Consider the following 11,963-nt stretch of genomic DNA (forward strand, 5'->3'; position numbering starts at 1 on the left):
TCAGGCGTCTTCCTCTTCATCGTCGTCCGGCACGATCAGCTGCAACTCGCCGCTGGCCTCGAGCGTGCGGATGACGTTGACCACATCGGTCATCGCCGCCTCGCCGTCCTTGGGTTTCACCTTGCCCAGGGCCTCGACCTCTTCCTGCAGGGCGCCGGCCATGCGTTTCGACATGTTCTCGAGGATGAAATCGGCGGACGCCCTGGTGTCTTCGGCGGTCCGGGCGTGGGCCAGCGCCTGAACCAGCGCGGCCTGGTCCACGTCGCGGGTGATCTTGGGCACGTCGATCGGGTTGAGCCGGTCGGCGATGTTGACGAAGGTGAAGATGGCCTTGCGCACCTTGGCCGCAAAGCTTTCATCGCTTTCGTCGAGGCCGATCAGAACGTCGTCGCGGGTGGCGGCGGGAGAGAAGTTGAGGATCGCGCCCACGCGGTCCACCGCGCTGTCGGGAAAGGCGGTTTCCGGCACGTTGTGAAGCTGGGCGGCGAGCGACAGGCCGATCCGGTCCACGGCATCGGGCGTCACCGCGCCGGTCTGGGACATGGCGACGGCGATGCGGCGGGCGGTGTCGCCCGGCAGCTTGCCCAGGAGTTCGGCGGCGCGGGCCACGTCGAGCTTGGAGAGCAGGACGGCGGCCACCTCGGTGCTTTCGGATTGCAGTATGTCCAGGAGATCGTCGGTGTCGGCGGTGCGGACCTGCTCCCACGGCTCGCCGAACTGGCGCACGCCGGCCTCCTTGCGCAGGCGCGAGGCGGTTTGCGGGCTGATGCGGCCATCCAGCGCGGTCAGGGCCCCGGCCACGCCGCGCGGGAAGGTCAGGCCCATCGCCTCGACCTCGGAGGCGAATTCGGCCACGACGTCGGCCAGGGTGGAGCGGTCGACATAGCGCATCGTGCCCATCTGCTGGGTCAGCCGGCGCTGCAACTCGTCGGGCAGGTCCTGAAGCGGCACATCCGCGCCTTCGTTGATGAGAAAGCGCACGATGATCGCGGCCTTCTGCCGGCGGGTCAGCTGGGCCGCCGCGTTTGCGGACGGCCCCGGAAGCGCCAGTTGCCCAAAATTGCTGCTGCTCATTCCAGTCCCCGGATGTCGTGCCGGCAACCTAGGGCGGGAGTGGTGAACAAACCGATAAAGCTAAAATTAGAAACGGCGCCGCCCGGTCCCCGGGTGCGCCGCCTCGACTTGGGATATGTGGCCCGGTCAGCTCATGGTCTGTTCGACGCAGGTGCCGGACGCGCGGTCCCACACCATGCCTTCGGCGCAGGAGGCGGCCTGTTGTGCCTTGCCGGGGCACATGGCGGCGGCGGAAAGAGTGGAGGCCAGAACAAGGGCCAGGGACGTGGTAATGGTCTTGGACTTCATGGTTTGAACTCCTTTTCATCAGAACCCCGATGGTAACACGAAAACGCGTCCGGGCCAGTGTCTCCGGCCCGGATCGGGTTCGCGTGGCGCGGTATGCCCGGAAATTCAGCTTTCCCCGAAGACGCGGGTGAAGATCGTGTCGACATGCTTGGTGTGGTAATCCATGTCGAACTTCTCTTCGATCTGGTCGGTGCCCAGGGCGGCGACCACATGGGCGTCGGCCAGAAGTTCCTCTTTGAAATCGGTGCGCTGTTCCCAGACCTTGAGGGCGTTGCGCTGGACCATGGCGTAGGCGTCCTCGCGGCTGACGCCGGCTTGGGTGAGGGCCAGAAGGACGCGTTGGGACATGACCAATCCGGGGAACTTGTTCATGTTTTCCAGCATGTTCTCGGGGAAGATGATCATCTTGTCCACGACGCCGGTGAGACGGGCGAGGGCGAAATCCAGCGTCACGGTGGCGTCGGGGCCGATCATGCGTTCCACGGAGGAATGCGAGATGTCGCGCTCGTGCCAGAGCGCCACGTTTTCCATCGCCGGGACCACGGCCATGCGGACCAGGCGGGCAAGACCCGTCAGGTTTTCGGTCAGGACCGGGTTCTTCTTGTGCGGCATGGCGGACGAGCCTTTCTGGCCCATCGAGAAGAATTCGGCGCCTTCCAGCACTTCGGTGCGCTGCATGTGGCGGATCTCGATGGCGACGTTCTCGATCGACGAGGCGATGACGCCGAGCGTGGCGAAGAAGGCAGCGTGGCGGTCGCGGGGAATGACCTGCGTGCTGATCGGCTCGGGCGTGAGGCCCAGTTGGGCGCAGACATGCTCTTCGACGCGCGGGTCGATATTGGCGAAGGTGCCGACCGCGCCGGAGATGGCGCCGGTGGCGACCTCGGCGCGGGCGGTGCGCAGGCGGGTCAGGTTGCGGTCCATCTCGGCGTAGAAACGCGCGAAGGTGAGGCCCATGGTGGTGGGCTCGGCATGGATGCCGTGCGAGCGGCCGACGCGCAGGGTCATCTTGTGTTCGAAGGCGCGGCGCTTGAGGGCGGCGAGCAGGTCTTCCATGTCGGAGATCAGCAGGTCGGCGGCGCGCACCAGCTGGACGTTCAGGCAGGTGTCCAGAACGTCCGAGGAGGTCATGCCCTGGTGGACGAAGCGGGCTTCCTCGCTGCCCACATGCTCGGCCAGGTGGGTGAGGAAGGCGATCACGTCATGCTTGGTCACGGCCTCGATCTCGTCGATGCGGGCGACGTCGAATTCCACATCCTTGGCCTTCCACACGGCCTCGGCATTCTCGCGCGGGATCACGCCAAGGTCGGCCATGGCGTCGCAGGCATGGGCCTCGATCTCGTACCAGATGCGGAACTTGGTGGCGGGTTCCCAGATGGCGACCATGTCGGGGCGGGAATAGCGAGGGATCATGCGAACGGACCTTTGGATTGAATGGGTGTCGGGCGCGGTTTAGACGGAGGAACGGGTGGCGGCAAGACGGGCGTGGCGATTGGTACCGGAACTGGCAGATTTCGAAGGCGCGTGGCGGCTGGAGCGTGACGTGGTGCACGCCGGCGCGGCGCCGGCGCGGTTCGAAGGCGAGGCGCGGCTTGTCCCGGGGCAGGGCGGGCTGGTCTATCGCGAGGCGGGCGTGCTGAGCATGGCCGGGCAGCCGCCGATGCGGGCCGAGCGGGGGTACCTGTGGCGGGCGCGGGACGGCGGCGGGATCGACGTGATGTTCGAGGATGGGCGGTTCTTTCACAGTATCACCGAAGGCGGCGCGGCGGAGCACTGGTGCGACCCGGACATGTACGAGGTCCGGTACGATTTCGCGGACTGGCCGGACTGGAGCGCGCGCTGGCAGGTGTGCGGGCCGCGCAAGGCATACCGGATGGTCAGCCGGTTCACCCGCCTGACTGGGCCATGAAATTAAACAATTCGCCTTATTTCGGCCAAATTGTTTCGGTATGAGAGACAATAGCAAAAACAAGAGCCGGGCGGGCATGGCAGCCGACCCGAGCCAGGCACGGAATAAGCCGGATAAAGAGGCTACATACAGGCAGGGCGGCACCCGAGGGTGCCGCCCGTTTCACAGCGACCTGCACCGGAGCAGGGGTGGTCAATTGTCGTCAGTGATGTCCCGCAGCATGGAATAGGTGAAGAGAAACGCGCCCAGGGGCGGCGTAAAGAGCATGATCGACAGGGCCATGGTGTGCACCGCCAGGCGCAGCGGCTTGGTGGGCGCGGCACGTTTGCGGAGCCATTCCGGCGGGGAAGTGGTCATGCCGGGCACGTCTTCGGACAGGATGATGTCGAAGCGCTCTTCGACCGGGGGATGCGGTGACGCGCCGGGCGCGTCGGGCCGGGGCCGGGTGCCGAGGTTGGCCAGACCGGCGGGCGGGGCGACAGGGGAGGCGACGGGGGAGGACTGGCGCAGAAGATCGTAGAGCGACCGGACGAGGGCGTGATCGACCGCTTCGGGGGTCTCGCCGCGCATGATCGCGTCATAGGGCATGTCCTCCTTGACGCGGTAGACCAGCCGGTCGGCGAGATGCGCGTAGGAGACATCGAAGGGGTCATCCGTTTCGTGCGCGTCGGGCGGGGCGCCCACGGCCAGCACGAGATGGGCATAGCGATCCTGTGGGCTTGGCGGCAGAAGGGCAATGGCGATGCGGACGCCGATGCGGTCGATCATCGCGACGCCGTCATCCACCCAGTTGATCCGGCGCGGCTGGGCGTCGGTGCCTTGCAGCATTCCGTCGATGGCCCGCACGATGTCGCCGGCCTGCGCCGCGGGTGCGCGGCGATAGCTGAACAGAGCGATGGAAGCCTGCTGGTCTTGGAACATTCTTTTTCCGTGGTGAACGGTCTTTGCGACAATCCGGGCGTCTCCCACGAATAGGGAGCAACTGCGTCCGGCGTTGGAAGAATCTGCGGCAAAATCAAGAACGCCGTCCCGTTTAGGGGACTGAGGGGCGTTCACCAGAGAGGCGCGCCGCGCCTCTTGGTGGCGCGGCGCGCGGGGGTGTCTCAGGGCAGGTCCAGCACGACGTGAGGCTGCCCGTCGGACGTTTTCTCGACCGTGCGGCCCGAGGGACCGAGGGTGCAGGACACCTGGCGGCGCAGGGAACTGAACCGGGGCGACTCGACCACGTCGACAGGGGTGTCGAAGGCGATGGTCAGCTCGACATGGTCCGGCCCCTTGGCCGTGGCCGACCTGACCGTGCCGGCAAAGGCGTGGCCCAGGTAGCGTCCCGAGACGCGCTGACCGAGGGTCCAGGCACGGGCCGGCGGGGGCGTGGCGGCCCCGGACAGGGTGTTCCAGTCGCGGTAGCCCCATTGATGCGCCAGATGTTCCAGCGCGGCGGAGTGGCTGACCGGGGTTCCGGCGCGGGCGAGGGTGTCACGAAGTTTGCGCGCATGCCCTTTGAGCACGTCGCGCGACGGCAGGATGGTCTGTGTCATTGCAGTTTTCCCAGATGGGGCGAAATCGGATCGGCAGGGCCCGCGTTGCTGCCCGGTCGAAGCCCCGGGTCAATGCAATGATCTGTCAGGGCTTCACCATGGCGCGACGGCCTGCGGGCGGCGGGGGCCTGACGCCCCGTGAATGCCGCAGATAGGCAGGCCGTGCCGTTGCGTCAAGCCCCGGGGCCGTCAGCCGTCGATCTTGGCCGCCATGATGGCGATGGCCTGTTGATAGACGGTGGCCGCGTTCCACTGCTTGATGACGTTGAAATTGGGCTGGCCCTGCTGGTAGCCGGCCCCCGGACGCCAGCCCTTCTGGCGCAGGAAGTTGGCGGTCGAGACCAGCGCGTCGGCCTGGTTGTAGAAATCCACCCGCCCGTCGCCGTTGCCGTCGACGCCGTAGGTCAACGCGTTGCCGGGCAGGAACTGGGTATGGCCCAGTTCGCCATGCTTGGCGCCGCGTGTGTTGAGGGTGATCGAGCCGCGATCCACCAGCTTGAGCGCGCCGATGGCGTGGGGGCGGAAGAAATCCGAGCGGCGGCAATCGTAGGTCAGGGTGACGATGGCCGAGACGACCGAGCTGTCGCCCATGAAGCCGCCGAAGCCGGTCTCCATGCCGTGGATGGCGATGATGACCCCCGCGGGCACGCCGTAATTCTGTTCGATCCAGTTGTAGAAACCGGGGTTCTGCGCCTTGCGCTTGCGGCCCTGGGAGATGATCGTGTTGGCGCCGCGCACCTGCATGAACTTGTCGAGCGAGTAGCGGAAGCTTTTCTGGTTGCGGTCGGCGGCGATGGTGCCGGAGGCATAGCTGGTCTGGGCCAGCGCCTGGAGGCCGCGTTGGCCGACGCCCGCGGCCTGGGCCTGCTGGGCGAAGCCCGCTTTCCATTGTTCGAACCCGCTGGCGTTATTGCCGCACTGGGCATGGGCCGCCGTTGCGGCGGTCAAGGTGGCGGCGCCGGCGACGGCAAGCGCAAGAAAACGGGATTTGAATTTCAAAGACATTGAGCAGCTCCAGGTCAGACAGGCGGGATGTTAGCCGAGCCGGACAGGGGAACAAAGTCAATTCTCCAAGAGGTCCGGCACATCGGAACGGGCGTTCAGCGAGCGCCCGTCCGGGACGACAACGGTCGATCGGGCGGGTGTGTTCCGCAAATATGCCTCCTGCCCCTTGTCCGTCGGGGCGGGAGGCGGGCCGGTCAGCCCAGAACGGACTGGATCACCTGCGCGGCGGCGGCGGTGGCGCCGTTCGCCTGAAGCGACACGAAGAGCCCCGACAACGCCGCCGCCTGTCCGGCGAGGCGCAGGTTCTCGCCCTTGACCAGATTGATGATCACCAGCGCCACACCGACCGGCAGTGCGATGCAGGCCACCGCGATGGACAGAAGCCAGGCCGACAGGCGCAGGCGATCGGTCTCTTCGGCGATGTTCTCGATGGCGGGGGCGACCATTTGCGGGGTGTCTTCGATAATGCCCTCGGATTCGCCCAGGAAATCCCTCGAGGGCAGGACCGGCATTTCCGGCGGGGGCGTGCGCTCGAGCTGTTCGTCCAGCCTGCTGTGCAGCTCGCCTATTCCGGTCAGGGCGCTGCGGGCGCGCAAGGTCTGGTCTCTGAGCGTGTCGGCTTCGGGGGTATCGCAGGCCGCGGGCTCGCGGGCCTCGAAGACCTCTTCGGTCGACAGGATGGCCTCTTGCTCGACCCATTGCAGGTGGGTCGGGCGCAGGTGATCGCTGAGGTCGATGGCCACGCGCGCCAGCACGGCGTCGATCGCCGGGCCGGAGTCGGGTGCCGCCGGGTCCCGTCGGCAGACGTCGATCCGCAACAGGGTGTTTGCTTCTTCCTCCAGGCCGGGCAGCACGACATTGTCGCTGAGCGTCAGGCAGACCCGGTATTGTTCGGTCTCGACCCCGGCGTCCCTGTCGGACAGAAACCCGAGCGAGCGGACGTCCTCGCAAAGGCCTTTCAACGCCTCGGCGGTGCGCGTGACCGCATCCAGGAGGTCGATCGATTTCTCTTCCATGAAGATCAGCCCCGCCATGACGCGGGTATCGCTCTGTGCCATCTTTCACTCCCCGGTTGTTCACTCTCACACTTGGATCATCCAAAGAGTTAATGGAGACAGTGTGTTTCAAATATGAAACCGATTGGGCACTTTTCGGAAACGGGCGGGAATCCGCCTGTTTGAGCCGGTTTTTCGGGTGATTTCGGACGGGCAGGACAAAAAAACGGGCGCCTTCCGGAAAAGGCGCCCGTGTCGGTACAGGATGTCTGCCGGATCAGCAGCTGTAATACATGCCGAACTCCACCGGGTGCGGCGTGTGTTCGTATTTTTCGATCTCTTCCATCTTGAGCTCGATATAGCCGTCGATCTGGTCCTTGGTGAACACGTCACCGGCCAGCAGGTAGTCGTGATCGGCCTGAAGTTCCTGCATGGCTTCGCGCAGGCTGCCGCAGACGGTCGGGATGCCTTCCAGCTCTTCGGCGGGCAGGTCGTAGAGGTTCTTGTCCATCGCCTCGCCCGGGTCGATCTTGTTCTTGATGCCGTCGAGGCCGGCCATCAGGAGCGCGGCAAAGCACAGGTAGGGGTTTGCCGACGGATCGGGGAAACGGGCCTCGACGCGCTTGGCCTTCGGCGACTCGGTCCACGGGATCCGGACGCAGCCCGAGCGGTTGCGGGCCGAGTAGGCGCGCAGCACGGGGGCCTCGAAGCCGGGGATCAGGCGCTTGTAGCTGTTGGTCGACGGGTTGGTGAAGGCGTTGAGCGACTTGGCGTGCTTCAGGATGCCGCCGATGTACCACAGGGCCTCGTCCGACAGGTCGGCGTACTTGTCGCCGGCAAAGAGCGGCTTGCCGTCTTTCCAGATCGACATGTTGACGTGCATCCCGGTGCCGTTGTCGCCCGCGATGGGCTTGGGCATGAACGTGGCCGACTTGCCGTAGGCGGCGGCGACGTTGTGGATGACGTATTTGTATTTCTGCAGCTCGTCGGCCTGTTTGGTCACGGTGCCGAAGATCAGGCCAAGCTCGTGCTGGCACGACGCCACCTCGTGGTGGTGCTTGTCGACCTTCATGCCCAGACGCTTCATGGTCGAGAGCATTTCCGAGCGGATGTCCTGCGCCTCGTCGGTGGGGTTCACCGGGAAGTAGCCGCCCTTGACGCCCGGACGATGGCCCATGTTGCCCATCTCGTACTCGGTGTCGGTGTTCCAGGAGGCGTCGATCGCGTCGACCTCGTAGGAGACCTTGTTGATCGAGTTGGAGAAGCGCACGTCGTCGAAGAGGAAGAATTCCGCTTCGGGGCCCATGAAGGCGCTGTCGCCGATGCCGCTGGATTTCAGGTAGGCCTCGGCCTTTTCGGCGGTGCCGCGCGGGTCGCGCTCATACGCTTCGCCGGTGTCGGGTTCGACGATCGAGCAATGCACGCAGATGGTTTTCTCGGCATAGAAGGGATCGATGTAGCCGCTGTTGGTGTCGGGCATCAGTTTCATGTCCGAGGCTTCGATCGATTTCCAGCCGGCGATCGAAGAGCCGTCGAACATGAAGCCTTCTTCGAGGAAATCCTCGTCGACCTCGTCGGCGATGACCGTCACGTGCTGCAGCTTGCCGCGCGGGTCGGTGAAACGGATGTCGACATATTCGACCTCCTCGTCCTTGATCGTCTTGAGCAGATCTTTTGCGCTCATGTCCATTGATCCCTTCGTTGTGGTTCCAGGTGTAGATTAAAGCGCGTCCGAACCGGATTCGCCGGTGCGGATGCGGATGGCTTGTTCGACGGGGCTGACGAAGATCTTGCCGTCGCCGATCTTGTCGGTCTTGGCGGCATCGACGATGGCCTCGATCGCGGCGTCGACCTGATCGTCGTCCAGCACGACGTCGATCTTCACCTTGGGCAGGAAGTCGACCACGTACTCGGCACCGCGATAAAGTTCGGTGTGGCCTTTCTGGCGGCCGAAGCCCTTGACCTCGATCACCGAGAGGCCCTGCACACCCACCTCCTGAAGCGCTTCCTTGACTTCATCGAGCTTGAAGGGCTTGATGATCGCCTCGATTTTTTTCATGGGTCGACTCCTCCGACTGACTTGCGGGATTTGAAGATCATTTCTGTTAACGCGGCACAATCGGATAGGGAGTTTGGGCGGGCATGTGGCAGGGTGATAAATTTGCGTGATTAAAATTTAGGCATAATGCCCGAATTTTGTGCTGAAATGAATCGAAGTGAGGCGGGAATGACCGAATTGCTGACCGCGGCCCAGATGCGGGCCGTCGAAGAGGCCGCGATGGCGTCCGGCGAGGTGACCGGGCTGGAGCTGATGGAGCGCGCCGGGCGCGGCGTGGTCGAGGCGGTGTTCGAGGAATGGCCCGACTTGGCCGCGACGTCGCACCGGGCGGTGGTTCTGTGCGGGCCGGGGAATAACGGTGGCGACGGGTTCGTGGTGGCGCGGCTGTTGCGCGATCGGGGCTGGGATGTCGAACTGTTCCTTTTCGGCGATCCCGAAAAGCTGCCGCCCGATGCGCGGGTGAATTACGAGCGGTGGGCGCAGATGGGCGCGGTTGGCGACATGATCCGTGGCGTCGGGCAGGGGCGCGCGCCGCAGCTCTTGGTGGATGCGGTGTTCGGAACGGGACTGTCCCGGCCGGTGGAGGGAAAGCTTGCGCAGGTTCTGGCGGCGTTCGATGGGTTTCGCGACTTGAAGGCGGGTCGCACCGTGGCGGTGGATATTCCGTCCGGGCTTTGTGCCGACAGCGGCCGTGCCCTGGGCGCGTGCGCCAGGGCCGATCTGACGGTCACGTTCCATGCAGCAAAGCCGGGGCACCACCTGTCGCGCGGGCCGCATCAGTCTGGAAAGCTGAAGGTCAAGGATATCGGGCTGGAGCCGGGGGCGGGCGCCGACGGCGCGGTGCGCCTGGTCGAGAGGCCTTGCAGCGGTCATCTGGAGAAGCGCGCGGAACGACACAAGTACGGCCACGGTCACGCGTTGGTTCTGTCGGGCGGCGCGGGGCGCACCGGGGCCGCACGATTGGCGGCGCGGGGGGCGCTGCGGATCGGGGCGGGGCTGGTGACGCTGGGGGTGCCGCCCTCGGCGCTGATGGAAGCGGCCTGCCAGGTGACGTCGATCATGCTGGCCCGGGTCGAGGGCGGCGACGGGCTGGCGGACGTCTTGCAGGATGAGCGTTTGAGCGCGGTCTGCCTGGGGCCGGGGCTGGGCGTGGAGCGGGCGCGGGAGCTGGTACCCGTCGCGTTGGGGCGTGGCGGGGTGGAGCCTCGCCCGACGGTCTTGGATGCGGATGCGCTGACGGCCTTTGCCGAAGCGCCGGACGAGCTGTTCGAAATGTTGCACGCGGCGTGCGTGCTGACGCCGCACGGCGGCGAGTTTGCCCGGCTTTTTCCCGATATCGCGGAGCGATTGGACGCGACGCCGATGGCAGGCCCGGCCTGTTCCAAGGTGGACGCGACGCGGGACGCGGCGGCGCGGGCCGGCTGCGTGGTGCTGTTCAAGGGCGCGGACACCGTGATTGCGGCGCCGGACGGGCGGTGCAGCATCAATTCCGCGCAGTATGACCGCGCGGCGCCATGGCTGGCGACGGCCGGGGCGGGAGACGTGCTGGCCGGCTTCATCGCGGGGCTTCTGGCGCGGGGGGTGGAGCCGATGCAGGCGGCGGAGGCCGCGGCCTGGCTGCACGTGGACTGCGCACGCAGTTTCGGCCCCGGACTGATCGCGGAGGACCTGCCGGAGGAACTGCCCAGGGTGCTGCGGGACGGGGCCGGCTGAGAGGTCCCGGGTCAGGCCCGGGACAGGAGGATCAGGCCGCTTTGGACAGGGCGGCGATATCGGCCGTGCTGGCGACTTCGAGCCCGTCGACATAGAGCACGTGTGGCGTGTCGAATTCGAGGGTGAAGAGCGTCATGTCGACCTCGCCCTCGTCGGTGATGAATTCGCCGTCGACCAGGCGCGAGACCGCGGCCACGGCCCGTTTTGCGCCGAACATCGCCTCGGCCCGCCAGTCGCGGATCAGCAGCAGTTGGCCCGCGGGCAAGAGCACGTCGCGCACCGGGCGCGTGTGGCCGAGCGAGCCGGCCTGCACGCGGATGGCGCGGGTCCGCAGGGTGGCCGACGCGACGCCCCGCAGGACCGCCATGCCGGTGTCGCGCGTGATCACGCGGTCGCCGGGCCGAAGATCCTCGATCGCTTTCTCGCCGTCCAATGTCATGACGATGGCACCTGCGGCAAAGCCGCTGGCCTGCACTCTGGCTCCGGACGGGCTGGTCCCGCCTGTGCCCCCGACCGTTTTCGGTTCCATGGGCTATCTCGCTCTGTTTTCTGCCTCAGATTGTTGGACAGCTTACGTTAACATTTCGCAAATGTCGCGCTTTTTGTTGAGGTTCGGGGACGTTTCACGGCGCGTGTTGCCCGACACTTTCCCCTCGCATCCCTTCACGGGCTTTGCTAAGACCCGGCTCGATGCGGGTGTGGCGGAATTGGTAGACGCACCAGATTTAGGTTCTGGCGCCGCAAGGCGTGGGGGTTCAAGTCCCTTCACCCGCACCATTCCCCCTTGAAATGAGCGTCACGCACGGGCGCGGCGCGTGTTGTCACCGGGTCTTTCCGAAAATGTGATTGGACGCGTGATCGGCTCCCGGGGCTTAATCGGCGTGTTCAGGGATCAAGTCATTGCGCGGAGGATCATGGGATGAAGCGATTTTGGGTGAGTGTGGTGCTGGCCTGTTCGGCTCCGGTCTCGGCAATTGCCGCCGAGGGCGAGCGGGTCGAGGTCAGGGGCGAGATCATCGACACCTGGTGCTATTATTCCGGCGTCATGGGCGGGCCCGACGCGGTGGTCGGCACGGCGCATCACACCTGCGCGCTGTGGTGCTCGGCGGGGGGCATCCCCGTGGGGCTCCTGGGCGAGGATGGCGCCGTCTACATGGTTCTCAAGATCGAGGCCGACGACGCCTCGGCCAGCGGGGACACCCAGCTGCGGCTGGCGAGCCACGAGGTGACGGCGGACGGCATGCTCTACCGGCGTGACGGACTGAATTACCTGGTGGTCGAGGAGGTGGTGACCGATCACGGCATCACAAACCTAAGCCACGACATCTATGGCCCGGTGCCGGGCTTTGCCATCCCCGAGCCGGCGGAATGAGGAGTGTGAC

At 65.7% G+C, this 11,963-nt stretch carries 13 protein-coding genes and 1 tRNA gene; 4 read left to right on the forward strand and 10 right to left on the reverse strand.

Features of this window, described 5'->3' with window-relative positions; all coding sequences use genetic code 11:
• The 3 genes from KUV49_RS10480 to purB form a co-directional block, all read right to left on the reverse strand.
• The gene (locus KUV49_RS10480; RefSeq protein WP_222449904.1) at positions 1-1,074 is read right to left on the reverse strand and encodes a flagellar motor switch protein FliG; all 1,074 of its coding nucleotides are present in this window, start codon (positions 1,072-1,074) and stop codon (positions 1-3) included.
• Positions 1,075-1,200: 126 nt separating this feature from the next.
• Entirely contained in the window at positions 1,201-1,362 is a 162-nt protein-coding gene (locus tag KUV49_RS10485) for an adenylosuccinate lyase (protein ID WP_144435523.1), read from the reverse strand.
• 105 nt (positions 1,363-1,467) lie between these two features.
• Positions 1,468-2,775: an adenylosuccinate lyase gene (purB, locus tag KUV49_RS10490; protein ID WP_222449905.1), complete on the reverse strand. Its 1,308-nt coding sequence runs from the start codon at positions 2,773-2,775 to the stop codon at positions 1,468-1,470.
• 55 nt (positions 2,776-2,830) lie between these two features.
• Here purB and KUV49_RS10495 point away from each other — a divergent pair, with 55 nt between their 5' ends.
• On the forward strand, positions 2,831-3,271 hold the full coding sequence (locus KUV49_RS10495; protein WP_315899499.1) for a DUF6314 family protein: 441 nt from the start codon (positions 2,831-2,833) through the stop codon (positions 3,269-3,271).
• A 192-nt stretch (positions 3,272-3,463) separates the two neighbouring features.
• Here the strand turns inward: KUV49_RS10495 and KUV49_RS10500 are convergent, their stop codons facing one another.
• The 6 genes from KUV49_RS10500 to KUV49_RS10525 all read right to left on the reverse strand — a co-directional run bounded on the left by KUV49_RS10500 (position 3,464) and on the right by KUV49_RS10525 (position 8,868).
• On the reverse strand, positions 3,464-4,192 hold the full coding sequence (locus tag KUV49_RS10500; RefSeq protein ID WP_222449906.1) for a hypothetical protein: 729 nt from the start codon (positions 4,190-4,192) through the stop codon (positions 3,464-3,466).
• A 182-nt stretch (positions 4,193-4,374) separates the two neighbouring features.
• Positions 4,375-4,809 (reverse strand): glyoxalase superfamily protein, encoded by a 435-nt coding sequence (locus KUV49_RS10505; protein ID WP_222449907.1) that lies wholly within the window; start codon positions 4,807-4,809, stop codon positions 4,375-4,377.
• A 189-nt stretch (positions 4,810-4,998) separates the two neighbouring features.
• On the reverse strand, positions 4,999-5,814 hold the full coding sequence (locus KUV49_RS10510) for a lytic transglycosylase domain-containing protein (protein WP_222449908.1): 816 nt from the start codon (positions 5,812-5,814) through the stop codon (positions 4,999-5,001).
• Positions 5,815-6,008: 194 nt separating this feature from the next.
• Complete coding sequence (locus tag KUV49_RS10515; RefSeq protein WP_222449909.1) at positions 6,009-6,872, reverse strand: hypothetical protein; 864 nt, start codon at positions 6,870-6,872, stop codon at positions 6,009-6,011.
• A gap of 214 nt (positions 6,873-7,086) precedes the next feature.
• Positions 7,087-8,493, reverse strand: a complete 1,407-nt coding sequence (gene glnA / locus KUV49_RS10520; RefSeq protein ID WP_222449910.1) for a type I glutamate--ammonia ligase — start codon at positions 8,491-8,493, stop codon at positions 7,087-7,089.
• Between the two features lie 36 nt (positions 8,494-8,529).
• Positions 8,530-8,868 (reverse strand): P-II family nitrogen regulator, encoded by a 339-nt coding sequence (locus KUV49_RS10525; protein WP_103764005.1) that lies wholly within the window; start codon positions 8,866-8,868, stop codon positions 8,530-8,532.
• A 168-nt stretch (positions 8,869-9,036) separates the two neighbouring features.
• On the opposite strand from KUV49_RS10525, the gene KUV49_RS10530 reads away from it, so the two are divergent.
• On the forward strand, positions 9,037-10,581 hold the full coding sequence (locus tag KUV49_RS10530; protein WP_222449911.1) for an NAD(P)H-hydrate dehydratase: 1,545 nt from the start codon (positions 9,037-9,039) through the stop codon (positions 10,579-10,581).
• Between the two features lie 31 nt (positions 10,582-10,612).
• Here KUV49_RS10530 and KUV49_RS10535 read toward each other — a convergent pair whose 3' ends face one another.
• The gene (locus tag KUV49_RS10535; RefSeq protein WP_261391157.1) at positions 10,613-11,020 is read right to left on the reverse strand and encodes a Hint domain-containing protein; all 408 of its coding nucleotides are present in this window, start codon (positions 11,018-11,020) and stop codon (positions 10,613-10,615) included.
• Between the two features lie 253 nt (positions 11,021-11,273).
• On the opposite strand from KUV49_RS10535, the gene KUV49_RS10540 reads away from it, so the two are divergent.
• Positions 11,274-11,358: transfer RNA gene (locus tag KUV49_RS10540), tRNA-Leu, on the forward strand.
• Between the two features lie 142 nt (positions 11,359-11,500).
• Positions 11,501-11,953: a hypothetical protein gene (locus KUV49_RS10545; protein WP_222449913.1), complete on the forward strand. Its 453-nt coding sequence runs from the start codon at positions 11,501-11,503 to the stop codon at positions 11,951-11,953.
• Positions 11,954-11,963: the final 10 nt, after the last annotated feature.

Origin of the sequence: Roseovarius atlanticus (genome assembly GCF_019802205.1) — a bacterium.
In the GTDB taxonomy this organism is placed as follows: domain Bacteria; phylum Pseudomonadota; class Alphaproteobacteria; order Rhodobacterales; family Rhodobacteraceae; genus Roseovarius; species Roseovarius atlanticus_A.

Excerpts from the sequence above, each read along its gene's own strand:
- KUV49_RS10480 (WP_222449904.1), bottom strand. The coding sequence starts at position 1,074 with ATGAGCAGCAGCAATTTTGGGCAACTGGCGCTTCCGGGGCCGTCCGCA.
- KUV49_RS10500 (WP_222449906.1), bottom strand. The coding sequence starts at position 4,192 with ATGTTCCAAGACCAGCAGGCTTCCATCGCTCTGTTCAGCTATCGCCGC.
- KUV49_RS10510 (WP_222449908.1), bottom strand. The coding sequence starts at position 5,814 with ATGTCTTTGAAATTCAAATCCCGTTTTCTTGCGCTTGCCGTCGCCGGC.
- KUV49_RS10485 (WP_144435523.1), bottom strand. The coding sequence starts at position 1,362 with ATGAAGTCCAAGACCATTACCACGTCCCTGGCCCTTGTTCTGGCCTCC.
- KUV49_RS10535 (WP_261391157.1), bottom strand. The coding sequence starts at position 11,020 with ATGACATTGGACGGCGAGAAAGCGATCGAGGATCTTCGGCCCGGCGAC.
- KUV49_RS10530 (WP_222449911.1), top strand. The coding sequence starts at position 9,037 with ATGACCGAATTGCTGACCGCGGCCCAGATGCGGGCCGTCGAAGAGGCC.
- KUV49_RS10525 (WP_103764005.1), bottom strand. The coding sequence starts at position 8,868 with ATGAAAAAAATCGAGGCGATCATCAAGCCCTTCAAGCTCGATGAAGTC.
- KUV49_RS10545 (WP_222449913.1), top strand. The coding sequence starts at position 11,501 with ATGAAGCGATTTTGGGTGAGTGTGGTGCTGGCCTGTTCGGCTCCGGTC.
- purB (WP_222449905.1), bottom strand. The coding sequence starts at position 2,775 with ATGATCCCTCGCTATTCCCGCCCCGACATGGTCGCCATCTGGGAACCC.
- KUV49_RS10505 (WP_222449907.1), bottom strand. The coding sequence starts at position 4,809 with ATGACACAGACCATCCTGCCGTCGCGCGACGTGCTCAAAGGGCATGCG.
- KUV49_RS10515 (WP_222449909.1), bottom strand. The coding sequence starts at position 6,872 with ATGGCACAGAGCGATACCCGCGTCATGGCGGGGCTGATCTTCATGGAA.
- glnA (WP_222449910.1), bottom strand. The coding sequence starts at position 8,493 with ATGAGCGCAAAAGATCTGCTCAAGACGATCAAGGACGAGGAGGTCGAA.